Origin of the sequence: Leptolyngbya sp. FACHB-321, from assembly GCF_014695975.1 — a bacterium.
In the GTDB taxonomy this organism is placed as follows: domain Bacteria; phylum Cyanobacteriota; class Cyanobacteriia; order Leptolyngbyales; family Leptolyngbyaceae; genus Stenomitos.
The window spans coordinates 224697-248708 of the sequence record NZ_JACJPI010000064.1 but is presented as its reverse complement, the minus strand read 5'-3'; the positions used below and the strand labels follow the sequence as shown (position 1 = coordinate 248708).

The window sequence follows — 24012 nt, the reverse complement described above, 5'->3', positions numbered from 1 at the left end:
GACGATCGCACGTGACCCACAAGTCCGCAAAGAGTACGCAAACAACTTTATCTCAGTCAGAGTAGCGCATTCGGGTAATCACACACGCAACTCTAATAAACAATGTGTTTTGTACAAATTGCTGCGAACCAAACGCTTAAGCAGGATCAGCAGACTTAGGACAAACCGTTTTGGGGTCAAAGGTGTAGTCGAAGCGAATGAGCTGGAACTTATCACCATCACTAAATTTTTTATTTTTCGTGGTGGTGGTAATGTCTTCGATCGCAGCCGTATCTAAGCCTTTGTAGCCTGATGTAAGCAGCACAACGGGCGGTTCTGCGAGGGTGCCATCGGGTTTCACAATCGCGCTAAAGGAAGCATTACGCACCCCTCTCACCGACGGACAGGCATCCTTTGGAAAGAGATCAGTCACCCTCTCAGGCGTTTTGTAAAAGCGGCTGTCATCAACATTGCCAGCCGTTACCTTCGCCGCCCTGTCTATGAAAGCAGTCACATTATCGTTAAAGACTCCTGCCGCTTTTTCTTCGGTTTCTGGACCATTGAAGGTGTATGAAGGATCGGACTGACGCGATCGGGCTGCATCTGCCTGAAGTGCAGCAATTTGTTCTGGCGAAAGCTTCTCTGCACGGGTTGGCGCACTTGGAGTAGCAGTCGGCTGGTCAGAATCTTTAGCATCTGCATCCGCTGGCTTGGATTCAGCAGGGGGCTTTGATGCCAGAGGCGGCGCTAAGTCAGGAGGCGGTTTGGGAGCAAGCGGCTGAGGAGTCGAGGGGCTTAGCGGCTTCTTTGCTGACGAAGCAGGAATATCAAAAATAGAAGGCGGCACCGGGAAAGAGAAGGTTGGTGGCGGATAAGGCGGGAGGGTGTAAAGCGATGGCTCGTTATACACCTTAGGATCAGGCAGCTTTGGTGCTGGCTGGTTTGGCTGCAAGGGTTTAGCAGGCAGAAGTGATGGGGGAAGTGGCGTAGCAGCATCGAGCGTCGGCAGCTGCCTTTGCTCAGCAGGGGACAGTTCCAAAACCTGCACTCTTCGCTGTGTATCTAGCTCCTCCGGCTGGCTAGCCAACAGACTTGGTAACGATGCCCCTAGCACGCCATGTGCCACAAGAGAGGCTAAGACAGACAGCGAAGCTGGTTGGCGCAATTTCTCTAGCACCCGCTCCAGGGTTTCCTGGTTAATCTGGGGTCGCCTTTTGGGTGATAAGGAATTAGACATAGCAGATACGCTCGGTCATGGGGCAATGGAAGCACGCGATCGAGAAGAAACGCCCTGCTTCAAATCTTAGCGCTCGCGGTTGGACTAATCGCGTTTTGTTGCCAGTTTGGAAACTGTATAAGGAGATAAGGACTAAGGAGTTATAGCGTTTTTTGTCTGAAAGGAAGTACACCCAATACCCGCCATCCTAACTTTACAAGCCGTACTGGGCTGATCTGGAAAAAGCGATCGCCCTCGTTGCTAATTCCTATTGTCAGCAAAAACGCTTTAAATTTTAGGAAAGCTGCCAATCTTTACTCTTCTTGCCCATGCCTCTACCGATCGTTATTTTGCCAGGCTATCTTGCGGGCGCGTTGGAATACCGTGTTTTAGAAAAGACGCTCCAAACGTTAGGCTTTCCAGCGGTTACAGTGCCCTTGCGCTGGCAAGACTGGGTGCCCACGATCGGCGGTCGGTCAGTATCTCCCATTCTGCGGGTGCTGGATACCACGGTGAAACAGGTGCTTCAGCAGTATGACGTGCCTAAAGTGACGCTGGTGGGGCATTCAGCTGGTGGGTGGTTGTCACGCATCTATTTGGGCGAAAAACCATACTGTGTTCATCCTAATGATGTGGATGATTGTGCCTGGTCTGCCCGTGATCGGGTAGCAACACTCGTTACACTCGGTACGCCGCACACTAGTTTGGAACGCTGGACGCGCAAAAATCTCGATTTTGTTAACCTGAGCTACCCTGGCGCGTTTTACTCAGATGTACGCTACGTCTGCGTTGCGGGAAAAGCGATCTACGGGGATCGCTGGCGAAGCTGGTTGGCTTTTAGCAGCTATAAATTGACGTGCGGACAGGGCAACACATGGGGCGATGGCATCACACCGATCGAGGCTGCCCACTTAAATGGTGCCGAAAATCTGATTCTTGACGGCGCGATGCATTCTCCTAGAGGCAATCGGGTTTGGTATGGATCGCCGGGTTTGTTGGAGCGCTGGACACCGTACTTGGCGTAGAAAAAGGCAGAAGGCAGAAGGCAAAAGCAACTAAAAATACCCTGGCGTTTGCAGAGGGTGTTTAGAGACTCAAGGTCAATCCTCCAACGAACATTGCCGCTTAAGTGCCTGCTTCAGCAAGGTGTTATATTGCCTGCTGCCGATAATATAGGCACCAAACCGTTCCAGATGGGGGTTCATCATTTGGGCATCAAAGAGAACGAACTGTCGCTCGCGCAATCTTTCTACCAGCTTCACCATTGCGACCTTTGAGCCATCAGGAATGCGAAAAAACATCGACTCGCCAATGAAAGCACCGCCGATCGCCAACCCTAGAATGCCGCCTGCCAGTTCATCGCCCTGCCAGGTTTCGAAACTGTGTGCCCATCCTGCTGCGTGCAGCGATCGGTAAATGTCTTTCAGTTCTGCCGAAATCCAGGTCGTTTCGCGATCGGCGCATCCCTCAATCACCGCCTCAAAGTCTCGGTTCACTGCTACGGTGAAACGCTCTTGATTAAGGACTCGCTGGAGCGATCGGGGATAGCGAAACCGCTCATCTAGGGGAATCAACGTCCGTTCTCGACTGGAATACCAGCCCAGCGAATCCCCTGTATTATCCGCCATGAGGAAATAGCCCTGGGCATATCCCTGGATAATGGAGGCAACATCAAAGCGGCTTTCACTCAAGCGTTCAACACCTCACTTCGTCAGACATTGGGCACCAGCATTTCATTATAAAAGCGAGTTAAATTCCTGACTTCTTCAAGCAGTCAAAGTACCGAATGAGCTGAAGAGCAGCCTAGCTACTTAAAAATATCCTTTCGCTTTTGTACCCAGAACGTGACGACCAGATACACCACTGCATGGAGGCAAAGCATCCCCCAATTCAGCATCAAGTTGCGCCAGGAGGGATCATAAACGGCTGTCGGCTCAAAAGGAAGCGGAATTGTACTGCCATCTGGAAGTTTCGTTGGTTCTGGCACCATCGCGTTAATATTCACGACCGTACCGTAGGCACCAACCGACCAACGGCTCAGCATTAGCCAGGATAGTTTGCTGGTCAAGCTATCCATGCGGAAGAGGACACCAGAGAAGATGATTTGAGGCAGCAGCAAGAGGGGAAGGGCACTATTTGCCTGGCTGGCATTACGGACGATCGCCGAAACCATTAGCCCCATGCTCATGCAGGCAAGCAGAGTGAGAAAGGTCGTCACGCCAACACCTAGTTCCCAGGTAAGGATGGTAGGAGCAGGATCAGCAAAACCGAGCAAAATAACCCATACAATCAGCAGCGTTTGCAGCAGCGCTAGACTGGTGAGAATGACGACTTTTGACCCTAGATACGCAAATAAACCAAGATTGACCAGTCGCTCTCGCAGGTAGATGGCTGACTCTTTGATAATCTCTTGAAGGGAACTAGAAAGCCCCACCCAGAGAGCCGCACAGGTAAACACAAAGAGAACGCGCAGTGCCAGTGGAGCCAGTGTAGGATCAGGCGTTTCTGCAAGGACGAGGGGACTTTTGTCTCCGACTGCCAGCCTGATCAGGCTAATGCCGATCGGTGCTGTAAGCAACGACAGCAGCAGGTTCACGGGATCGCGACGAACCAGTTGAAAGTAGCGCTGCGTCAGCAGCCAGAGTTGAGCCAGAAAGGACGTACCTTTGCTAGGTGTTGGGATCGCTCGTGGCTTGTTGCCATTACCAGGGGTAAGGTGTCCGGTAACGTACTGCCAATAATCATCAGAGTGGCGGAAGCGTTCTGCCCATTGGCGCACGATCGTCTCGCCTTTTTCCAGTTCGTTGTAGATGTCGGCAAAGTCATCCGATCCGGTTTGGAAGAACGCTAGCGCCTTAAGCGGTGGACCAAAATAGCAAAGCCGTCCGCCCCGTCCGACAAAAGCAAGGCGATCGCATAGCTTAATGTTTGCTGTCGCATGAGTTACCAGAATAACGGTGCGCCCCTCATCTGCCAGCTTCCGCAAAAGCTGCATCATTTTTTTGTCCAGTCCGGGATCAAGCCCTGATGTCGGTTCATCCAGAAAAAACAGTCTGGGATCGGCAAGTAGCTCCACACCAATACTGACTCGTTTCCGCTGACCACCGCTGAGTTTGCTAACCAACACATCAGATCGATCGCTCATTTCAATCTGATCAAGCGTTTTTTCAACAATGGCGGCGATGTCAGTATCAGCAGGCAGGCGCAGCTTTGCGGCATAGGTTAGCACCTCCCCAACGGTCAATTCGCGATGCACGATGTCATCTTGGGGAACGTAGCCAATTTGGGCGCGGTACATCCCGAAGTTACGACGCAAGTTGGTGCCATTCAGATAAACAACCCCTTTGTCAGTCGAATCAATCCCCAACAGCGTCCGCATTAAGGTTGATTTGCCAGCACCACTGCCGCCCACCAGTGCCACAAACTGTCCAGGCTCGATCGCCAGCGACACGTCATCCAAAAGGCGACGGTGTTCCTTTCGCTTCCCTGGCACCTCCCGCACTAATTCCCACGCATCTAAACGAATCTGGTTGCCGCGATCGACAACTTTCAGCACGTCATCTCGACAAACCAGGGTAAACGGACCAATTTGGATCGTGCAATCCGCAGGCAATACAAGACTACCGTTAACCCGCGTTCCGTCAACAAACACACCATTGGCGCTGTGATCTCGCAGAATGTAGCGCTGCCCGTCTGGTTCGATCGTGGCATGACGGCGAGAGACAATCGGCGCATCCAGTTCCAATGTTGCCTGGGGATCGCGCCCTAGAGAAACCGTTCGGTTCTTTAGCGAGAGCGATCGCGTCTCTGGCATCTCCGCTACTTCCGCACCCAAGGGATTGCGGTAAATCAGCGTCACCTGATTGTGAGGATTCTGCCCAATCCGCAGTTCTGCCCCATGCTTGAGTAAATAACCTTTTGAGGGCGTAATCCGAGTCCGGTTCAGAAAAATGCCGTTTGTGCTCGGTTTTTGACCATCGCCATCATAAAGGCAGTAATCTTCGCCCGATCGCCGCAACAGTGCATGACAGCCAGAAATCATCTGCCAGTCGCCAGGAAGAACCAGATCGGCGCGTTGGGCATCTCGTCCTAGAAGGTGCTGTTCCTGCGTCAGAAAACGTTGAACCGTTGTGCCCTGGTTAGTTAGCTCCAGGTAAGGTTGCGTTAGAACCGTCTTTTCGCTGGTTCGCATGAGGCATGAGTTGAAAGGTCAAGCAGTCTCCCGATGTTCAGGATACCCATACAACCTCAGCAGAGATAGTGTCCCCACTATTTAAACGTGGTCACAATAGGCACGCTTCGCTTAACGTCCTAATTCTTGCGATCGCCGATCGGCAGCTAAGACAGCTTCAATGATTGCCGAACGAAAGCCAGCGCGTTCAAGTGCTGCAATGCCTGCGATAGTCGTGCCACCAGGACTCGTTACCTGGTCTTTCAGAGCACCTGGATGCTGCCCCGATGACTGAAGCAACTGTGCAGTGCCTTTAACCGTTTGGAGCGCAAGTTGAAGCGCGATCGCCCGTGGCAAGCCTGCCGCAACACCGCCATCCGCAAGAGCTTCTACCATCAGTGCAACATAACCTGGTCCTGAACCAGATAGCCCTGTAACGGCATCCATAGCCGCTTCGGGGACTTCTACCACTTCACCTACTGCCTCAAAAATTTGTCGTGCCTGTGCCAGATGATGCGGTTGTGTGTGAACACCAGGAGCGATCGCCGTCATACCTGCGCCGACTGTAGCGGGTGTATTCGGCATCGCCCGCACTACAGGCTGGTTAGGAAACGCGGCTTCCAGCTTACTCAGCGGTGTTCCCGCTAAAATCGAAAGTACTAGCAGCGATCGCGTCCCGATTTGTTCTGCCAGCGGTGACGTCACTGCACCAAAAAGCTGAGGTTTAATCGCCAATAACAGCACATCGGCTTCGACAGCGGCTTGATTCTCGGTTGTCACCTGAACGCCATAGGTATGCGCCAAAAAAGCTCGTCGTTCTGCCTGTGGTTCACTTACCAAAATAGCTGGTGGTGCGTAAACACCACGATCGACAAGACGGGATAATAGAGCTTCCCCCATTACCCCGCCGCCAATCAGACCAAGTTTAATAGACAATTTGACCGTCTCCGTTGAGCTGTCAGCAATGAGCGGTCAGCCGTCAGCAAAACGCAATTAAATGCTGATAGCTGAACACTGACAGCTTTTACTGTGCCATTCTCATTGGCTCGTTTGACCAAGCTGGCGCGGGTGCTGCCTGACGCGGAGCGCGTGCTTGAGGCTGCTGAGTTTGTGGCGCTTCATAACCTGGAACCCCTTGAGTGCTGACTTGAACACAGCTTGGGGTGAAGAGGAAAATGCTTTCGCCAATACGCTCTTGATGACCATCGATCGCGTAGGTGCCACCAGCTACGAAGTCAACCGCGCGCTGCGCCTGATCGGGATCCATGATGGTAAGGTTAAGCACTACAGACTTGCGTTCGCGCAATGCCTGGATTGCTTGAGGCATTTCTTCAAAGGAACGTGGTTCCATCACCACAACTTCCGAAACACCATTTACGCCTACGCCGGGCATACCAATAACGTTGCCCATAGGTGCTGCGTTCATGGTGCCAATTTCAGTACCGAGTGGGGGACGATCGCGCAAGCGACTGGGGCGACGAGTGCGTGCATCTTCTTGCGGTGCAGCAGCAGGTTGCGCGTGCTCTTGCTGATAGAGATTTTGATACTCGTCTCCATCCATTTCGTCGTACTCGTATTCGTAGTCCATAGGTTCGTTAAATCCAACAAAGTCTCGTAGCTTGGTGAAGATGTTGCTCACTGTTCACGCTCCATCACGATCAGAGTTAATTGAGAAACGCATAACGACCGGAAAAGCAGGGATCATGCTAAATCTAGTCCGTAATATTAGAGGTAGCAAAAAGGAAATTGCCTCCCGAACCTCTTAACTAAAAGCCCAACTGATGAAGGCTTATATCTACAAACAAATAGCTTAAACGCCCTGCCTGCTTTGACCGAATTGAATGAATAGTATACATCCAGATACCGAAATCCAAACATACTACCAAAAGTTTTTTCGATCAGGATGTTTAAGTCATTAATGGCAGAGGGAAACGATCGGTCTAGGTCGCTTCCTTTAACAAGCCATCAGACCCTAGGGAACAAGATACTCGATCTTTTGAAAATCGCTTCATTTTTTCTCAAACTTTTTGCAATCAATCCCAGCAGATCTGAAGCAACTTTTTGGCTCGATTTAGCAATGGTTATGCAGGACGATCGCCAAAGAGAATGCGCCCTAAGCGAACCATCGTCGCCCCTGCCTGCACTGCAAAGCGATAGTCATTCGACATTCCCATTGACAGCACTTGCATTTGAATATGGGGTAAATTTTGCTGCCGAATTGTATTAGCTAGGGTTTGCATCTGTTGAAAGGCAGTCGTTGCTTCTGTAGACGTTAACCCATAGGGAAGAATTGTCATCAATCCTTGAATCCTGAGATCTTCACATTGATTTAAGACTGACAGATCGGTCATCAGCTCTGCCACTGACCATCCATATTTTGTTGGATCTGGCAGCAGCTTTACTTGTAGCAATGACTGTGGTTTTTGCGGTAGTGGTGCTGCTAATCGATTCAGTCGCTGCGCCAGCTTTAAATCGTCGATCGAGTGAATCCATTGAAAGCACTCCAATGCCTTTTGCGCTTTGTTGCTTTGCAGATGCCCAATCAAATGCCAGGTTACATCTGTAAGGTCATGCAGTTGAGCCTGTTTTGCCTCTGCTTCCTGCACTCGATTTTCGGCAAAATCTCGCACCCCCGCATCATACGCAGCTCGCATTAATTCGATCGAAACTTGCTTGGTGACTGCAAGCAACCGCACCGAATCTGGCAGCGTTTGACGAATCTGGTGAATGCGTTCTGCGATCGTACCGCCAAGTTGAGAAAACGCTGTCATTGAAATGTTTGTTTATAAATCACCTGAAGCTGATTGTAATCCTGCTGCTGCCCTTGACGACGCAACATTCGCATCCGGTTTTCGACCAGAATGCGGGCATCAGTGCGAGTAATAGACTCAAACTCTAACCCTTCATCGCCATTGGCAACTAAGAAAAACAAGCGCTGTGCATAAAGCGTTGTAAACAACTCACGCGCTGTGTCGATCAGACAGACTCTAAAAAGCAAGCCAAAATTCGGATGATTTAAGTAATCTTCGTTGCTCATTCAGGTCTAGGCGGACGACGGAGAGGATAGTACACCTTAATGTAGGTATGACATCACTTTACGTGATAACGATGCCTCTATCTCAGGCATAAAAATGATCTGTGATAAGGGGCAGAGGAGTAAGGAAGATACAGAGAAATGAGGAAAATACAGAGGAGCGAGGAGGATACAGAGGAGGCAAGGGGAGCAAAAAAGGCAAGGGAGAGTTCTGAGTTAGTTTTGAGGACTAAATAATGACCAAACTCTTGACTATTAGCGTTTAGCCTCCAGCCTCTCTAAAGTTCCCAACCCCAGACCAAACGCGCACCCCATAGTCCTGCAAGCGTGACGATCGCCAGCCAATCGACCCATTTCAGGCGAAACTGATGCCATTGCACCTGATGTTCATTGGGGCTAGTGAAGCCTCGGACTTTCATAGCACTAGCAATTTGCTCTGCCCGCAACAGCAGGTTTTCGAGCAAGCGTTCGGCAACGGTCAACCAAACTTGCAGTGCCTGCCGCCAGCCCAACTTACGCCAGTTGATTGCACGGGTGCTGACGGATCGCATCAAGTTCTGCACTTCTTCAAGCACAAGGGGGATAAAGCGGAGCGAGAGCGTCAGCGTGAGGGCTACTTCTGTTACAGGTAAATTGAAGCGGCGTAAAGGAGACATCCAATCTTCGATCGCGGCTGTAATCTCCTCTGGCGAAGTAACCAGCAAAAAAAGATTGGTGCTGTAGATGAGCGTAAACAGGAGTGTGCTGTAGCGAATGGCTAAAGCAATCGATCGCTTGGTGATGGTGAACCAGCGGCTCTTGAAGACGACGTAGCGGTAGTCTGTGGGCTGAGGTAAGACGGTAGGCGACGTGCCCGCAGGCGGTGATACAGACGGCTTGCCAACAGCCAGCGGATTGTACCAGGGAAGTGGCGCTGCGACAGGTGGCAGCTTGTTTGGTTGTTGGGCAAAAGCAAGCTCATCTACAGGTAAGCGAGGCTGATGCCGTGTTTTTAGCCCATCGGGTAGCACGGTGGTTAAGGCAAACACCATAAAACTGAGCGTCAACAGCCAGCCCATCTGCTGTCGCCATACCCGCAAAGGAATTAGGGCTAGAACAGTAAGGAGAACAAGCAATGCCGATAACAGGACCCGCCAAAAGGCATTTGCTAGCAGCGGCGCTGCCAGGAAGGTCATCAACCATGCTAACTTCAGCCGGGGATCGAGCCGATGCAGCCAGGTAATGGGTTGTTCAAGGTATAGCCCCAGGGGCAGAGAGCGGAGCAAATCCATGAATCGTTTTTAGCTTTTAGTTTCTAACGGCTGGCTAGAAAAGTCTAACAACTAGCAACTAGCAACTAACAACTGCTTATCTTGTTGCTCGGTTTGCTGTCACGCGATCGCGATCAACGTCTCTTGTTTTCTTACCACGCCACAGGAGGCGAATCGGTGTGCCAACAAAGCCGAGGGATTTGCGAAACTGACCTTCGACGTAGCGGCGATAGTTGTCGTTAAACAAAGCGGGATCATTGACAAAAAGCGCGATTGCCGGTGGGCGACTGCTGACCTGCGTGCCGTAGTAAATTTTGCCTTGGCGACCCTGACGTGTCGTAGGCGGAGAGTGCCAACCAACCGCTTCTTCTAGCACTTCATTAATAACAGAGGTAGAAACACGCCGTTTCTGTTGTTCGGCAGCAATGTTCACCATATCGAGGATCTTTTCCACGCGCTGTCCAGTTTTGGCGCTAATAAAGATCACGTCTGCCCATTCGGTAAAGTGGAGACGCTCTCGCACTAATTTTTCATGGTCGTAAATAGTATAGGCATCTTTTTCGACTGCATCCCATTTATTCACCACAATGACGCAGCCACGCCCTTCGTCGGCAATCCGTCCCGCTAGTTTTTGGTCTTGCTCAGTCACGCCATCCAGCGCATCAATCACTAACAGCACCACATCAGCACGATTAATCGCCTTGAAAGCACGGTTAATGCCAAAAAATTCAGGTCCATACTCGACATTCTTTTTCTTGCGAATGCCTGCTGTGTCAATAAGGCGATAGGTTTGTTCGCCGTGCTGCACCACCATATCGATCGCATCTCGCGTCGTGCCAGAAATCGGGCTAACGATCGAGCGTGTCTCGCCAACAAACGCATTCAGCAGGCTCGATTTGCCTACATTGGGTCGTCCTGCGATCGCTACTTTAATTTCGTTAGATTCTTCAATCTCATTGGCAGGCGGCAGGTGTGTAATCAACGCATCCAACAGTTCGCCCGTCCCGTTGCCATGAATACCCGAAATGGGAAATGGTTCGCCCAAGCCCAGCGACCAAAATTCTGCCGCCTGCGCTGCCCCCTGATCCACCGACTCGCATTTGTTTACTGCTAGCAAAACGGGCACAGCCTGTTGCCGCAACCAGCTAGCAATCTCTTCATCCGACGGCATTAGACCCGTAAGACCATCCACTACAAAGATGGCGGCACTTGCTTCTGCCAGCGCAGCCAGTGCCTGTTCGCGAATGAGTGGCAAAAACTCGGTGTCGTCGTCAAACACCAGACCACCTGTATCCACAACTTGAAATTCTCGATCGCGCCAAAAGGCTGGTTTGTAAGTGCGATCGCGGGTGACACCTGGTTCATTAAACACGATGGCATCCTGCAACGCCGACAGCCGATTGACGACGGTAGACTTGCCCACGTTAGGACGACCAATAATAGCAACAGTAGGCAAGGGCATGGCAGGAAGGGATGAAGGATGAAGGCTAACGAATGAATGGGGTTCATTGCGATGAGCCATTCATTATCAACAGTCTTCTATTCTAGCGGCAGTGCTAGCAGATCCTCAGAAATCCACTACAGATCATTTATTGTCAAGAAACTCGTCAACTGTTAACCCTAATTGCGGAAAAAACCTCTCCGCAGTCCTAGTGCAAGTTCTCGGTGTTAAAGCACTGAAAGCGTAGACTGGGTTTCATGTCAAAGAATCGAAGGACATAAAGGACTGCGTTTCGTCACGCCGATCGTCGTTTTTTCAGCCGCCAATGTTGAAATTAGTACGAATCCCATCAATCATGTTTACGTTCTGAGCAAAGAGAATCTGCTTAATCAGTTACGATCGCTAGACATGAAGTAACGTACTGGCTCCATGACTGATACCAATGCAAAAGATGACGCGATGCTACGGCAAACAATGTATTGCTATATGACGCAAGAACTGGCAGAGCAGTTATTGGCAAATGCTGAAGCCAGCAAAATGGAAAGCCAGGTCAAAGAAGTCTCCATCTTGTATGCCAATATTTGTAACTATGAAACGCTTTCAGAGAGCATGGAACCAGAAGCAACAGTGAGCTTGCTCAATCAATACTTTGAAACGATGGTAGATGCCGTGTTTGAGCACAAAGGTACGCTCGACAAGTACATTGGCGCAGCGCTTATGGCAGTTTTTGGTTCGCCTGTATTGCTTGACGATCATGCCTGGAAAGCGGTGGAAACAGCGGTTGCTATGCGCGATCGCCTCGTACACCTGAATACCCAATTCGCATCTACCAACCTGCCAGCCCTGCAAATTGGCATAGGCGTTAACACTGCTAGAGTGGGGGTTGGTAATATTAGCTCTAGCAAACGGATGGAATATACAGTAGTTGGTGATGGCGTTAATCTGACTGTTGCCCTAGAAAGGGCGGCTCAGGAGCATCAGTGTGACATCATTCTTGGGGAAGCAACTTATCAATACTGCGCTGATCGAATTCAGGTAGAAACTTTGGGTTCAAAGCTCTTAAGCGGCAGAAAGCAACCGATCACCCTCTACAAGTTGGTTGGACTGTCATGACTACGCCTTCGATTCAGTGGTATCCCGGTCACATTGCCAAAGCCGAAAAAGCGCTGATGGAGCAGCTTAAGCGTGTTGATGTCGTACTGGAAGTGCGAGATGCGCGGATTCCACAATCAACAGAGCATCCCCAAGTGCAGCAGTGGTTGGGCACTAAAGGGCGCGTGCTGGTGCTGAACCGTATTGACATGATCTCCACGCAAGCGCGGCAGCAGTGGACAGAATGGTTTCGCTCGCAGGGAGACGAACCCTATTTTACTGATGCCCAACATGGAAAAGGCATTGAAACGGTGTTGCACGCAGCCCAGAGAGCAGGGGAGCAGATGAATCAGCGTCGGCGCGATCGTGGTATGTTGCCCCGTCCCGTCCGTGCCGTTGTCATCGGTTTCCCCAATGTTGGTAAATCAGCACTGATCAACCGTTTGCTGAATCGGCGTGTCGTAGACAGCGCTCGTCGTGCAGGCATTACCAAACAACTGCGCTGGGTTAGAATTTCGGATCAAATTGAGCTACTGGATGCGCCCGGAGTGCTGCCATCGCGCTTGACCGATCAGGATGCCGCACTCAAACTGGCAATTTGCGACGACATTGGTGAAGCCGCTTACGACAATCAGCGGATTGCCGCTGCGCTGATCGAGTTGCTCAAGGAACGGGCGATCGAGTCTGTCTTGCAAGCACGCTACAACCTGGATGCTCAACCGTTTACTGGCGAAAGCTATCTACACGAACTGGCAACCCATCGGCACAAAGGCGATGTGGAACGCACCGCACGTCAAGTATTGAACGATTTTCGTACCGGAGTACTGGGGGCGATCGCGCTGGAATACCCTATGGAGCGGTCAGTAGTTAGCAGTTAAGAGCTAGTTGATCTTCAGAGCTAAAGGTTGAGCGCCTTTGCTCAAAAACCCAATAGATTAATGATGCTAAAGACCCCACCGATCGGCGACAGTACAGAGCCCAACGTATCCGATACAGTCGCAAGACCTGATCGTCGAACAACGATCGTGTCATTGTTTCGCATTGGTGGGTTGTTTGCCTCGCTGATGCCTTGAGCAAAATCAACGTTAATATTGCGTCGCGCTACGGTGCCGTTTTGATTGAGACGAATGAACGTCACCTCACCCTTTTTGGCACGGTTATTAAAGCCACCCGCTGCCAGCAATGCCTGATTTAGCGGCGTGTTGGGCGGAACTTGAACCGGACCTGATCGCACCACCTCACCCACAACATTGACCGTAATGCGGTCGGGCGCAAAACTAGCAGCAGCAATCTTAGTTGCTTCGGTATTGTCCAAAGCAGGGGCAGTAGGGATGACGATCGTATCGCCTTCCTGAAGCGGCAAATCCTGACGCAGATCCCCAGCCTGGAGCAAACTCCAGAAGTCAACTTTGATGGTTTGCACGGGACCTGCCTGAGTCGTGCGTCGCACTTCCACATTGCGGATGTCGGCGGTTTGCGTAATGCCGCCTGCTGTCTGAATGGCACGCGTGACCGTAGGAACTTTTAAGTTTGCATTAGTGGGCAAGGGTGTAGACGACGCACCATTGGTTTGGTTCGTTGGGTTCGTTTGGTCAGGAGTCAGAATGTAGGGACCAGGACGATTCACTTCACCAACGACTGCAATCCGCATGGGGCGATCGCTGGGAGCCGCAATCGTTGCCGCTGCTAAACGCTGCGCTTCATTTAGATCAACGCTGGTAGCAGATGGAATAAAAATGCTGTCACCATCTTGTAATCGCAAATCCTGTCGCAAGTTACCGGCTTTGAGCAACTCCCATAAATCAACCTTGATAACCTCATCTGCACCTGCATTGTAAGGACGCGGACGACGCACTTCGACTTGGCGCACATCTGCCGCCTGAGTCACACCACCAGCCAATTGAATCAAGCGGGTGACGCTGGGAACACCTGTATCAGCATTCGCTGAGATCGCTTGTACGTTGTAAGTGCCGGGACGATTAATCTCTCCCGCGATCGCGATCGCCAACGGTCGTGCTGAGAGCAAGCCAATAGTAACTAGGGGACGAGTCAGGTAAGGTTCGTATCGTGCGGCAATGGCAGCAGCTGCTTGCTTGAGCGTTCGACCCTGTACAGGCACTGCACCCACCTGCGGCAAATTGACTGCCCCATTGGGTAACACCAAATATTCGCCGCTGTATTCGGGCACATTGAAAAAGTCGATGCGGACACGATCACCAGAGCCTAATAAGTAGCCATCTTCAGCCTGAGTTAGCGAGGCATTCGTAGGCAGTACGGAGGGGTTAAGGGTGCGATTGGGAACCTGAGCTGTGCCCACAGAGGCTAAAAACAAGGAACCGACGATGATGGTTGGAGGGAGCCAATCGATCGCGCAGGTTGTCTGCTTTGCAAGCCGGAATGGTTGAGCCAGAGGCATAACGCGGTAATACTGTGGGGCAAGTATGCGAATGAAGACGAAGAAATACCAAAAAGGTTCCTCAAAGTTCTCAAGTCACAGGCACAATCGAGTTAACCACTTACGTTTTTAGGCGATCATAGGCTGCCTCAGTTAAGCAAACGAGCAAGCTTTCTCAGTGGTAATTTTAGTCACTTGCTTCAAAGCAGAACATATCAAACCAAAGCAAGACTCAAAGCTAGAGTTGAAGAAGGTCTAGAACATTGTTTAGCTGCTTCTAGAGCCTTGCCTAACACCAGCAAAGGCTACAAACTTATGCACTCAAGATGTATTAAAAGCAACTCTAGAAGTTTGCTTGCACGCAGTTTTCCACAACTTAAATCGATCGATCGCCTCCTTTCAAGCACCAAATTAAACTGATTCGTTTCACCATTTTTAGTAACTGACAAATAAAATTATCTGGCGAGAATTAAAAATTACGCCTTTAGAGAGATGTTTCGCTGAATTTTGATCTCTACGCTTTGTTAAGTTTGTTGTTCGATTAAGGTGATATGGTGAGTGAAATTTCACCAGACCCTTACTGACATAAGACCGCATAGATTGATACCCGTATTAGTTACGGTGTAGCACTGCTGGTCATTTTCCTGCATAGTTGTTCCCTGTGAGTTAATGAGCCTTAAAGATGTTGGTGCTTGATCAAATGTGATTAAGTACATAAGTTGAATCCATCGATGTACAACTTGTTTAGGCGACATCGCAGGATTTCTGAACATTAGGGACTCAAGCGGCTTATCTGATCACGAGCAATCGTTTTACTAAAGCCATCGCTTGGATAATTAAGTTCAAAACCACAGTGGTTGCTTTTTAGTTATGAAAATTGCCTTGGTGCATGACTACCTAACTCAACGGGGGGGAGCAGAGCGGGTTTTTGAATTGCTTTGCAAGCGCTATCCGGATGCGGATATTTTCACTTCGGTGTACGACCCCAAACGGACGATCGACCTTCACGATCGGGTCGTTCATACAACAGCTTTGCAGAATGTTCCAGGCGCTAGCAAGTATTTTAGGCTGCTAGCGCCTTTGTACTTTCCAGCCTTTCGATCGCTCGATTTACAAGACTACGACCTCATTATCAGCAGCAGCAGCAGCTTTGCCAAAGCGGTTCGCAAAAACCCAACAGCGCGACACATTTGCTTTTGCCACAACGTTACTCGTTTTCTATGGGATACACGCAATTATCTGCGAGAGTATACTACGTTTAGAAAGCTCTATCCGCTGTTAGAAAAGGTCTTTCAGCAGATGCGACGAGTGGATTTAAACTACTCTCAAGAGCCAGATCTCTACATTGCTAATTCAAGTATTGTTGCAGAACGCATTCAAACTGTTTATAAGAAGCCTGCGATCGTCATTAACTATCCGATCGATAGCAAAAAATTTGTTTTTTCATCTGAAAAAGACGATTTTTATCTCACCTCGGCGCGGCTGATTAGCTATAAACGGACCGACATTATCATCGAAGCCTTTAATTGGTTAGGTCTAACACTGTTAGTGACAGGTGAAGGTCCTGAACGAAAACGGTTAGAAGCGCAAGCAATGAAAAACATTCACTTTCTTGGGCACGTTAGCGATGTCGATCGCACTCAGCTAATGTCTAAAACCCGCGCTGTGATCGTGGCGGCACTGGAAGATTATGGACTTGTACCCGTTGAAGCCAATGCCAGTGGTACGCCTGTAATTGCATATGGGGCAGGTGGCGTTTTAGACACTCAAATTCCTGGCAAAACCGGCGTTCTGTTCAATCGGCAATCGCCAGAAGCATTGCAGTCTGCGTTGTTAGCAGCCAACTCAATTAAGTGGAACTATCGCAAGATTCGAGACCACGCCCTAGAGCATTTTTCTGAAGAAGCGTTCTTTGGCAAGGTGGAACAAGCGATTGGTATCACTTGAGCCTATGGTGGCTAAGAACTTAGGCTAGATTCTTTATGGTTAAGGGTGGTAGTTGTGACTGTAGGTAACGTTAGCGGCATTGCTGAAACCGATCCAGGCTATGGGCAGTTGATTGCTGCTCTCTTTCGGCGACGGCTTTGGCTAGTGGGTATCTTCTTTGGCGTTCTGTCAGTTGTAACCGTTTACACATTGTTAAAAAAGCCGATTTATCAAAGCTCTATGCAGCTTTTGGTAGAACCAAACTACCAGAGCAAAAAAGATGCAGGTACGGGAGCAGAAAATCAGTTTGCTGACAGCACGGTAGAAATTGATTACTCCACTCAGTTGACTCAAATGCGGGGTTCGCAACTGTTACAAAAGGCAGTTGCCCTTTTGCAGACAGATTATCCTGACTTGAAGGCAGCAGAACTGCAAAAAGCACTGGTCTTGACGCAAGTTGAAGAAGACAAGGTAAAAACTAAAATTTTTCAAGTCGTTTACACCAGCGATGACCCAGAAAAAACGCAGAAAGTGTTGAAAGCAGTTCAGCGGGTCTACCAGGACTACAACCGCGAACAGCAAAAGCTGCGGCTCACTCGCGGTCTCTCTTTTGTAGATGAGCAACTGCCACGAGTTGAACGGCAAGTCGATCGCGCCGAAAATGACATGGAGCAGTTTCGCAAGAGCCAAAATCTGGTTGACCCAGAGTTGCAGTCACGCGCTTTGATCGACGCTCTCAGCAACGTCCAAAAAGAGCGGCAAAGCAATCAGGCTCAAATGCGGGAGGTACAGGGTCGCTATCAAACACTCCAGAAAGAATTGGCACTTTCACCACAGCAGGCGTTGATTGCCGCACGGCTCAGCCAATCGTCTCGTTACCAAAGCTTGCTGAATGAAATTCAAAAGAGTGAACTGGCAATCGTGCAGCAACGTCTGCGCTTCAAACCTGCTAGCCCCTTTGTGCAGCAGGCGATCGACCAACGGCAGCGGCAGCGCAATTTGCTGGCAGACGAGGTGCGTCGCATTTTGGGCAGCAATGCAGCACAGGTTGATGTAAAAGGCGATTCTGGTCTGAGCGTTGGGCAGTTGAGTGCAACCGATCTCACCTTGGCAAGTGCGCTTGTAGAGTCGCAGGTAAATTTAGCCGCCTTGCAAGGTCGGGCGCAAAGTCTTGCTGAGGCAGAACGATCACTCCAGCAGCAGTTGCAGCGCTTTCCCAGCTTGCTGGCAGAATATGGTCGTCTTCAGCCCAAAGTGCAGATTGGTCGTGACACGCTGCAACAATTGCTTAAAGCCCGCCAGGATATTGCCCTCGAAATTGCGCGCGGTGGCTTCGACTGGCAAGTGGTTGAAGAACCCAAGCTGGGTAGACAAATTGGACCCAACTTGAAGCAAAACATTCTTCTGGGAGCCGTTGCAGGGCTGATGCTTGGCAGCGTCGCCGCCTTTATTCGAGACACGATGGATGATTCGGTACACACTCCAGACGACTTGAAGCAAGCGACTGTCCCGCTATTGGGCATGGTGCCAACACTACAGCTAGAAGAAGGTTTATCGGCGTTAGTGCCCTTCCGAGAAGCAGGTAGTTTGCCCCCTGTCATGCAAGTCGTCCATTGGCAACCTTTTCGTGAATCCCTGGACTTGATTTATAAGAATATCCAGTTGCTGCCGAGTGCGGCTGGCTTACGTTCCCTGGTGGTTACTTCGGCGTTGGCGGGTGAAGGCAAGTCAACCATTGCCCTTGGTCTGGCAATCAGTGCCGCACGGTTACACCAACGCGTGTTGCTGATCGATGCCGATTTGCGTCGTCCTAGCCTGCACCAACAGCTAGACTTGCCTAACCAGTATGGGCTTTCGACCCTGCTCACACGGCAAACGCCCCTCCGACAAAGCAGCGATATTCAGCTATCGCACTCCTACACTGACATTCCACTGTCGATTCTGACCTCTGGTCCGATACCTGCTGATCCTGCCCAACTGTTGAGTGCTGATCGTATGGGCGATTTAATGCAGGTGTTAGAGCAAACCTACGACCTCATTATTATCGACGCACCACCCGTTTTGGGCATTGTCGATGCCATGCTAACAGCCTCATTTTGCAGCAGTATGGTGCTGGTCGGGCGTATTGGTCATGTGACCCGTGCTGAACTATTGCAAGCAACAGCGCTGCTAGGCAAGCTGAACATCATTGGCATCATTGCAAACGGCGCTGACCTAGCGGTAAACCGTTATCTTGCTTACGACCGTAAAGGACAATACGACCGTAAAGGACAATTAGCCTCTTTGTAGATAGATACCTTGCAGATTGGCATTAAATATTGCTGCCATTAACGACATCGGGCAATTCAACCACTAAATCAGTAAATCAGACGGCAAATCTACCGCTTAAAGGCTCCCTACGCTTATGTCTACTCTTTCCCTTCTGAGCAAAGCAGCGACAGGCATCCAACCCGATCGCCCCCCCTACTACACTCTCACCTGGAGACAAAAGCAACTCTTGCTCACGCTTTCGCAGCAGCCAACCACGCTGCCATTGCTGGCATTAGAAAGTGAGCAGTTGCTGGCAGATTGCCTGGAGCGATCGCCCGTTCATTTAGTCAAGCTAGCCCCAGATCTGGGTGAAGCCGCGTTAGCACTTTGGGCAGATGCCTGTGCCAAAGTTAACAAACCTGCCTACCTGCGTGTACCCAGTACTCCTGCTTTACCCAAAAAGCAAAATCACTTGAAGTGGAGGCTGAAACGGCTGATTGATTGGAGTGCGGCTGTTGCCCTTCTGTTAGTAGTGGGGCCTCTCATGCTCGGTCTCAGTTTTTTGATTCTCTTTCAGTCGCCGGGTCCCATCTTCTTCAGCCAGTGGCGCGTTGGCGAGCGCGGCAAACTGTTTCAGATTCTAAAATTCCGCACAATGATTACGGGTGCAGAACTGTACCACCATCAGGTTATGGGACAGCAGGCGGGTTTGCATAAATGCGAAAACGATCCCCGCGTGACGCCCATTGGTCGCTGGATGCGGAAGTATAGCCTGGATGAGTTACCCCAACTGATTAATGTACTGCGAGGCGAGATGAGCTTGGTGGGTCCACGTCCCTGGGCACTTTATGATGCGGTACGGCTGAGTCCGGCAGTGCGGCAACGGTTGAATGCTCTCCCTGGCATTACTGGCATCTGGCAGGTTACGGGTCGATCGCACTTGCGCGATTTGGATGACGTAAACCGAGTTGACTTGCGTTATCTAGGCACCTGGTCGCTGCGTCAGGACTTCAAGATTCTCCTACTTACAGTACCCAAAGTACTTTCAGGGTTTGGTGCCTTTTAGCCTGCTGGTAAAGAGTCTCTGTGGGTTTCGGTTAAGCACTTGCTGACACCACAGCGACCACTGACAATAAAGGCTAAGGTTACAATCCTCTACTGAACAGTTATGCTGCTAAAAATTCCCGCTCCCATTCGTCGATCGCTCAAAAGGACGCTGAAAGCCACAGATTTCTGGAAAGAAAACTACACTATTCTGCGAGAGTTTAAACACTTTCCCATGGTTGCGGTGGCAGCAATCTTGTGCGCAATCGGGGCAGCATCGTTTGAGGGGTTTAGCTTTGGCTTTCTGTTAGCCTTTTTGCAAAGCCTGGTTAACCCCGATGCACCGCCTTTTCAGACTGGAGTCGGCTGGTTTGACCAGGGAATTTTAGGCATCAATGAACCTTCGATCAATCGCCTTTATCGCGTCTCAGCGCTGATTCTCACGGCAACTTGGATTCGATCGACGTTCAATTATCTCACACAGATTTACACTGATTTAACGCAGCAAAAGCTGATCGATCGCTTGCGGAAGCAAATCTTTGAGCAGTTGCAGGCGTTAAGCCTCAGTTTTTTCTCCAAAACGCACTCTGGAGAATTGCTCAACACGCTCACTAGTGAAATCGGCAGACTGCAATCTGCGTTTGGGTTGCTAGCCTTTATTGTGACGCGCAGCCTCACGCTTAGTGTTTACGTCTTCCTGATGTTCCGGATTTCGTGGCAGCTATCGCTCATCTCGGTAGCGTTATTCAGCCTACTGGCAGTAGCCTTGTCCCAGCTCATCGCACGTATTCGTGAGGCTAGTGCTGGAGTGTCCATCACCAACGGTCGGTTTACCTCGATCGCGATGGAGTTTATCAACGGCATCCGCACTGTCCAAGCCTTTGCGACGCAGGACTTTGAGCGCAGACGGTTCTATCAAGCAAGTGCTGATGTCTTGGATGCGTCGATGAAAGCCACTCGTGGCTTTGCGCTGGTACGTCCGTTGGCAGAAGGCTTAGCGACCACGGTGTTAGTCGGCATGATTATCCTGGCGCTGACCCTCTTTGTTAGCAACGGTGTTATGCAAACTGCGTCACTGTTGACGTTTCTCTTTCTACTGTTTCGTCTGGTGCCCGCGCTGCACGAAATTAATGGTAGTCGAGCTGCCATGAGCAGCTATTGGGGATCGCTCAATAACATTCGCGAATTGCTTAGCACTGCCAACAAGCCCTACCTAAAGGATGGAGAGCGTCAGTTTCCAGGCTTACAAGCTGCGATCGCGTTTCAGTCGGTTGATTTTGGTTACGATCCGCAGCAGCCCATTCTTACCGACATCAATTTAACGATTAAACAGGGCGAAATGACCGCGTTAGTAGGCGCATCAGGAGCAGGTAAAACGACTCTAGTCGATTTGCTTCCTCGCTTTTATGATGTCACGCACGGCAGCATTCTGATTGATGGTGTAGACATTCGAGAGTTTCAGATCAATTCGCTGCGTAAACGGTTTGCGATCGTCAGCCAGGACACCTTCATTTTTAATACCAGTGTGCGTGACAACATTGCCTACGGCAGTGAAGGCGCAACAGACGACGAAATCGTTGAAGTAGCACGGCTGGCAAACGCATTGGAATTCATTCAAGAAATGCCTGAAGGGTTTGCTACTCGCTTGGGCGATCGGGGTGTGCGGCTTTCCGGTGGACAACGGCAGCGCATTGCAATTGCCCGTGCTATTCTTCGCAATCCCGAAATTTTGATTCTTGATGAAGCCACCAGCGCCCTGGATTCTATTTCCGAGCGGTTGATTCAAGCATCGTTAGAAAAGTTAGCAGAAGGACGCACAGTGATTGTTATTGCCCATCGCTTATCCACCATCATTCGTGCTGACAAAGTCGTGGTAATGGAGCAAGGGCGGATTGTCGAAGAAGGCGGCTATCAAGCGCTCCTTGAGCAGCGCGGTAAGCTCTGGAACTATCACCAGATGCAGTATGAAACGGGCAATCGTGCTAACGATCCTGCGATCGCTGGCATGATCAATGTTGAACCATAAATGCTGAGTGAGGTGTTACTTAATGAGGTGTTAAGTCCTAAAACTCAATTGCTTGAAGACCGCTTATTGTTGACTACTTAACTGTTTTCATGAAAGTATTGTTCATCAATAACTATCCAATGGATCATGCCTGGGAGCTATGGCAAAAGGGCGAATACCCTGGGCATCATCTGTGGGGTGCAACGCACCTTGCTCAGCATGATATTGAAGTCAAAATTTTCCCGTATCAAACATCTAAACTTCTCAATAAAATCGGGCGCAAACTTGGCTTAGGCGACCACCTTGGTCAGCAACTGCGGATTCTGTTTAGCCGTACGGACTATGATGTTATTTATTCTGCCTGTCAAACAAATACATTTTTGCTGGCGTTACTGCGATCGCTGCGTTTATTCCGCAAACCATTAGTTGCACTCATTCACCACCCACTGAGGCACACGCTGAGAAATGCCATCTTTCTAAACGGGCATGATCATCTCTTGTGTCTTAGTTCAACCACAATGCAGCCGTATCGCTTGCAACCTAATCCCTCTAAAAAGATGGATTTGCTTGAGTGGGGAGCTGATTTATCTTTTTATGAAACTAAAGTGCCGACTGTAGAAGTGAGTGTTAGCAACGCTCCTTTATTTGTAAGTGCAGGCAAGACAAAGCGCGACCACAATACGTTAGTCAAAGCAGTCTCAAGTATCGACTGTTTGCTGAAAATCTATTGTTCAGCAGCAACAGCACCAACTGTAGCGTATGGGACTGAGCGCATCGAAGTAACTGCTAGTAACTCGCACAATAATGCTGTTTCATATCCAGCTATTTTGGCAGCTTATCGTCGTGCCTTTGCGATCGCCATTCCACTAACAGAGACAGAAGATTTAGCAGGGCTTACCAGTTTGTTAGACGCAATGGCAGTTGGCAAGCCTGTTATCATGACGCGAAACAAACACATTGACCTAGATCTAGAGAAAGAAGGGATTGGTCTTTGGGTAGAACCAAACGATATTGCTGGGTGGCAACAGGCGATCGCCTACTTACTAGCACATCTAGAAGAAGCTGCCGCCATGGGCGATCGAGGTCGTCGTTTGTGCGAAACAAAATACAACCTGGACGTTTTTACAAACACATTGGCTAGAGCTTTAAAGAGTGTTCTGGTTTAGCGGTCACCAGTCAGAAGTCGAAGTTAACTTAAATTTTATCCCTCCTAAACTACTTTTGTAGGAGCGACTATGCCCAGAATTGAAACTGAATGTAGCCAAGCTGAGGCATCACCAAAAAACTGGCGTAGCACTACTTTTGGAGCATCGCTGCCCCTGACGATCGCCATTCCGACTTACAACCGTTGTCAGTTAGTAGTGACATTAGTACAGCAATTGCTGCCTCAACTACTACCCAATGATGAGCTTTTGATAGTAGACGACGGTTCTCAAGATGCAACTGCTGAAACCTTGCGTAGCATTCCTCAAGTTAAGTTGCTATCAAATTCATCGAACCACGGCATGGTCAAAACCTGGAATCGTTGTCTTGCAGACGCTTCACAAGATTGGATTTGCATTATTCATGACGACGATCGTATCACTCCTACTTCTCTGCAAACGATTCGACGTGCCTGTACATTAGTGGGCGAACCGGCTCTCATTGCCCATTGTGCAGTTAACTCACACCTTGATCAAGCGTTTCGTTATCGTTTGGCAGAGCCTGGAGCTTGGGCAGTGTTAAACACAACCACAACACCGTCTGGAGTAACGCTACACCGCGAGATCGTTGCTGCGGTCGGAGGGTTTAATGAACAGTACTCCTATTCCTGTGATTTGGAGTACTTTGCGCGAATTTGTGCTCAATTTCCCTCATTGGTTATTGAAAGCCCTGAGCTTTTGCACTATAACCAACATGATCAAAATTACCAGTACAAAACGTGGCGTAAAGTCGATTTTTGGCAACAGCTAGAAGCGATTGAACGGGCTGTACTTAGCTACGCTAACGTAAGTAGTGAAGCAGCGGAAATGCTCTTTTGTGATCGTATGTCTAACTATGCTAAACATATGCTAAAAAATGCTTCGCAATCAGACGATCGAACGCTCGTACGTTATGTTGGATCACTGCTTTGGCAGCAGTCCTATCTAGGTCGTAGAGTTCGTCTTTCGGCTGCCATTGCAGCTATATTCAACACGTATATAGCATTCTGATTTTAGAGTTTTTCTTT

19 protein-coding genes are annotated in these 24012 nt (G+C 49.8%); 9 read left to right on the top strand and 10 right to left on the bottom strand.

Translation table 11 applies throughout. From position 1 onward, the window contains the following. Window positions 1-136: 136 nt before the first annotated feature. On the bottom strand, window positions 137-1216 hold the full coding sequence (locus H6F76_RS16675) for a hypothetical protein (protein ID WP_190509925.1): 1080 nt from the start codon (window positions 1214-1216) through the stop codon (window positions 137-139). Window positions 1217-1524: 308 nt separating this feature from the next. Here H6F76_RS16675 and H6F76_RS16670 point away from each other — a divergent pair, with 308 nt between their 5' ends. After that, window positions 1525-2220 carry an alpha/beta fold hydrolase gene (locus H6F76_RS16670; RefSeq protein WP_190509923.1) on the top strand — a complete coding sequence of 232 codons (696 nt, stop codon included), beginning with the start codon at window positions 1525-1527 and terminating at the stop codon, window positions 2218-2220. Between the two features lie 75 nt (window positions 2221-2295). Here H6F76_RS16670 and aat read toward each other — a convergent pair whose 3' ends face one another. The 8 genes from aat to der form a co-directional block, all read right to left on the bottom strand. After that, window positions 2296-2886: a leucyl/phenylalanyl-tRNA--protein transferase gene (aat, locus tag H6F76_RS16665; RefSeq protein WP_190509921.1), complete on the bottom strand. Its 591-nt coding sequence runs from the start codon at window positions 2884-2886 to the stop codon at window positions 2296-2298. Window positions 2887-3002: 116 nt separating this feature from the next. Further along, complete coding sequence (locus tag H6F76_RS16660; protein WP_190509919.1) at window positions 3003-5387, bottom strand: FHA domain-containing protein; 2385 nt, start codon at window positions 5385-5387, stop codon at window positions 3003-3005. A 111-nt stretch (window positions 5388-5498) separates the two neighbouring features. Then, the gene (gene proC, locus H6F76_RS16655) at window positions 5499-6302 is read right to left on the bottom strand and encodes a pyrroline-5-carboxylate reductase (protein ID WP_190509917.1); all 804 of its coding nucleotides are present in this window, start codon (window positions 6300-6302) and stop codon (window positions 5499-5501) included. An 88-nt stretch (window positions 6303-6390) separates the two neighbouring features. Beyond that, a complete protein-coding gene (locus tag H6F76_RS16650; RefSeq protein ID WP_190509915.1) occupies window positions 6391-7005 on the bottom strand; it encodes a cell division protein SepF in 615 nt (204 codons plus the stop codon). A gap of 442 nt (window positions 7006-7447) precedes the next feature. Beyond that, window positions 7448-8137, bottom strand: a complete 690-nt coding sequence (locus H6F76_RS16645) for a YggS family pyridoxal phosphate-dependent enzyme (RefSeq protein WP_190509913.1) — start codon at window positions 8135-8137, stop codon at window positions 7448-7450. Beyond that, window positions 8134-8403, bottom strand: coding sequence for a transcriptional coactivator PipX (gene pipX / locus H6F76_RS16640; protein ID WP_190449511.1), 270 nt, complete (start codon window positions 8401-8403; stop codon window positions 8134-8136). Before pipX ends, H6F76_RS16645 begins: the two co-directional genes overlap by 4 nt. A 275-nt stretch (window positions 8404-8678) precedes the next feature. After that, window positions 8679-9671 (bottom strand): energy-coupling factor transporter transmembrane protein EcfT, encoded by a 993-nt coding sequence (locus H6F76_RS16635; RefSeq protein WP_190509911.1) that lies wholly within the window; start codon window positions 9669-9671, stop codon window positions 8679-8681. A 76-nt stretch (window positions 9672-9747) separates the two neighbouring features. After that, window positions 9748-11112 carry a ribosome biogenesis GTPase Der gene (gene der / locus H6F76_RS16630; protein ID WP_190509909.1) on the bottom strand — a complete coding sequence of 455 codons (1365 nt, stop codon included), beginning with the start codon at window positions 11110-11112 and terminating at the stop codon, window positions 9748-9750. A 408-nt stretch (window positions 11113-11520) separates the two neighbouring features. Between der and H6F76_RS16625 the strand changes: the two genes are divergently transcribed. Together H6F76_RS16625 and ylqF are read left to right on the top strand one after the other, a co-directional pair. Continuing rightward, window positions 11521-12204: an adenylate/guanylate cyclase domain-containing protein gene (locus tag H6F76_RS16625; RefSeq protein ID WP_190509907.1), complete on the top strand. Its 684-nt coding sequence runs from the start codon at window positions 11521-11523 to the stop codon at window positions 12202-12204. After that, window positions 12201-13061, top strand: coding sequence for a ribosome biogenesis GTPase YlqF (gene ylqF, locus H6F76_RS16620; RefSeq protein WP_190509906.1), 861 nt, complete (start codon window positions 12201-12203; stop codon window positions 13059-13061). Before H6F76_RS16625 ends, ylqF begins: the two co-directional genes overlap by 4 nt. A gap of 41 nt (window positions 13062-13102) precedes the next feature. Here the strand turns inward: ylqF and H6F76_RS16615 are convergent, their stop codons facing one another. Then, window positions 13103-14599 (bottom strand): polysaccharide biosynthesis/export family protein, encoded by a 1497-nt coding sequence (locus H6F76_RS16615; protein WP_190509904.1) that lies wholly within the window; start codon window positions 14597-14599, stop codon window positions 13103-13105. 849 nt (window positions 14600-15448) lie between these two features. Here H6F76_RS16615 and H6F76_RS16610 point away from each other — a divergent pair. The 6 genes from H6F76_RS16610 (at window position 15449) to H6F76_RS16585 (ending at window position 23995) form a co-directional block, all read left to right on the top strand. Further along, window positions 15449-16525 (top strand): glycosyltransferase, encoded by a 1077-nt coding sequence (locus tag H6F76_RS16610; RefSeq protein WP_190509902.1) that lies wholly within the window; start codon window positions 15449-15451, stop codon window positions 16523-16525. Window positions 16526-16579: 54 nt separating this feature from the next. Continuing rightward, complete coding sequence (locus H6F76_RS16605; RefSeq protein ID WP_347276045.1) at window positions 16580-18793, top strand: polysaccharide biosynthesis tyrosine autokinase; 2214 nt, start codon at window positions 16580-16582, stop codon at window positions 18791-18793. 115 nt (window positions 18794-18908) lie between these two features. Beyond that, window positions 18909-19820, top strand: a complete 912-nt coding sequence (gene hepC, locus H6F76_RS16600; protein ID WP_190449503.1) for a heterocyst development glycosyltransferase HepC — start codon at window positions 18909-18911, stop codon at window positions 19818-19820. A 102-nt stretch (window positions 19821-19922) separates the two neighbouring features. Continuing rightward, window positions 19923-21824, top strand: a complete 1902-nt coding sequence (gene hepA / locus H6F76_RS16595; protein ID WP_190509898.1) for a heterocyst formation ABC transporter subunit HepA — start codon at window positions 19923-19925, stop codon at window positions 21822-21824. Between the two features lie 89 nt (window positions 21825-21913). Continuing rightward, window positions 21914-22969 carry a glycosyltransferase gene (locus H6F76_RS16590; RefSeq protein ID WP_190509896.1) on the top strand — a complete coding sequence of 352 codons (1056 nt, stop codon included), beginning with the start codon at window positions 21914-21916 and terminating at the stop codon, window positions 22967-22969. 69 nt (window positions 22970-23038) lie between these two features. Beyond that, on the top strand, window positions 23039-23995 hold the full coding sequence (locus tag H6F76_RS16585) for a glycosyltransferase family 2 protein (protein WP_190509895.1): 957 nt from the start codon (window positions 23039-23041) through the stop codon (window positions 23993-23995). Window positions 23996-24012: the final 17 nt, after the last annotated feature.

What these genes read in the sequence shown, in the direction of transcription:
- H6F76_RS16675 (WP_190509925.1), bottom strand. Translation starts at nt 1,216, where the DNA reads ATGTCTAATTCCTTATCACCCAAAAGGCGACCCCAGATTAACCAGGAA.
- H6F76_RS16590 (WP_190509896.1), top strand. Translation starts at nt 21,914, where the DNA reads ATGAAAGTATTGTTCATCAATAACTATCCAATGGATCATGCCTGGGAG.
- H6F76_RS16645 (WP_190509913.1), bottom strand. Translation starts at nt 8,137, where the DNA reads ATGACAGCGTTTTCTCAACTTGGCGGTACGATCGCAGAACGCATTCAC.
- pipX (WP_190449511.1), bottom strand. Translation starts at nt 8,403, where the DNA reads ATGAGCAACGAAGATTACTTAAATCATCCGAATTTTGGCTTGCTTTTT.
- H6F76_RS16670 (WP_190509923.1), top strand. Translation starts at nt 1,525, where the DNA reads ATGCCTCTACCGATCGTTATTTTGCCAGGCTATCTTGCGGGCGCGTTG.
- H6F76_RS16625 (WP_190509907.1), top strand. Translation starts at nt 11,521, where the DNA reads ATGACTGATACCAATGCAAAAGATGACGCGATGCTACGGCAAACAATG.
- H6F76_RS16660 (WP_190509919.1), bottom strand. Translation starts at nt 5,387, where the DNA reads ATGCGAACCAGCGAAAAGACGGTTCTAACGCAACCTTACCTGGAGCTA.
- hepA (WP_190509898.1), top strand. Translation starts at nt 19,923, where the DNA reads ATGCTGCTAAAAATTCCCGCTCCCATTCGTCGATCGCTCAAAAGGACG.
- ylqF (WP_190509906.1), top strand. Translation starts at nt 12,201, where the DNA reads ATGACTACGCCTTCGATTCAGTGGTATCCCGGTCACATTGCCAAAGCC.
- hepC (WP_190449503.1), top strand. Translation starts at nt 18,909, where the DNA reads ATGTCTACTCTTTCCCTTCTGAGCAAAGCAGCGACAGGCATCCAACCC.
- H6F76_RS16610 (WP_190509902.1), top strand. Translation starts at nt 15,449, where the DNA reads ATGAAAATTGCCTTGGTGCATGACTACCTAACTCAACGGGGGGGAGCA.
- der (WP_190509909.1), bottom strand. Translation starts at nt 11,112, where the DNA reads ATGCCCTTGCCTACTGTTGCTATTATTGGTCGTCCTAACGTGGGCAAG.
- H6F76_RS16585 (WP_190509895.1), top strand. Translation starts at nt 23,039, where the DNA reads ATGCCCAGAATTGAAACTGAATGTAGCCAAGCTGAGGCATCACCAAAA.
- H6F76_RS16635 (WP_190509911.1), bottom strand. Translation starts at nt 9,671, where the DNA reads ATGGATTTGCTCCGCTCTCTGCCCCTGGGGCTATACCTTGAACAACCC.
- H6F76_RS16615 (WP_190509904.1), bottom strand. Translation starts at nt 14,599, where the DNA reads ATGCCTCTGGCTCAACCATTCCGGCTTGCAAAGCAGACAACCTGCGCG.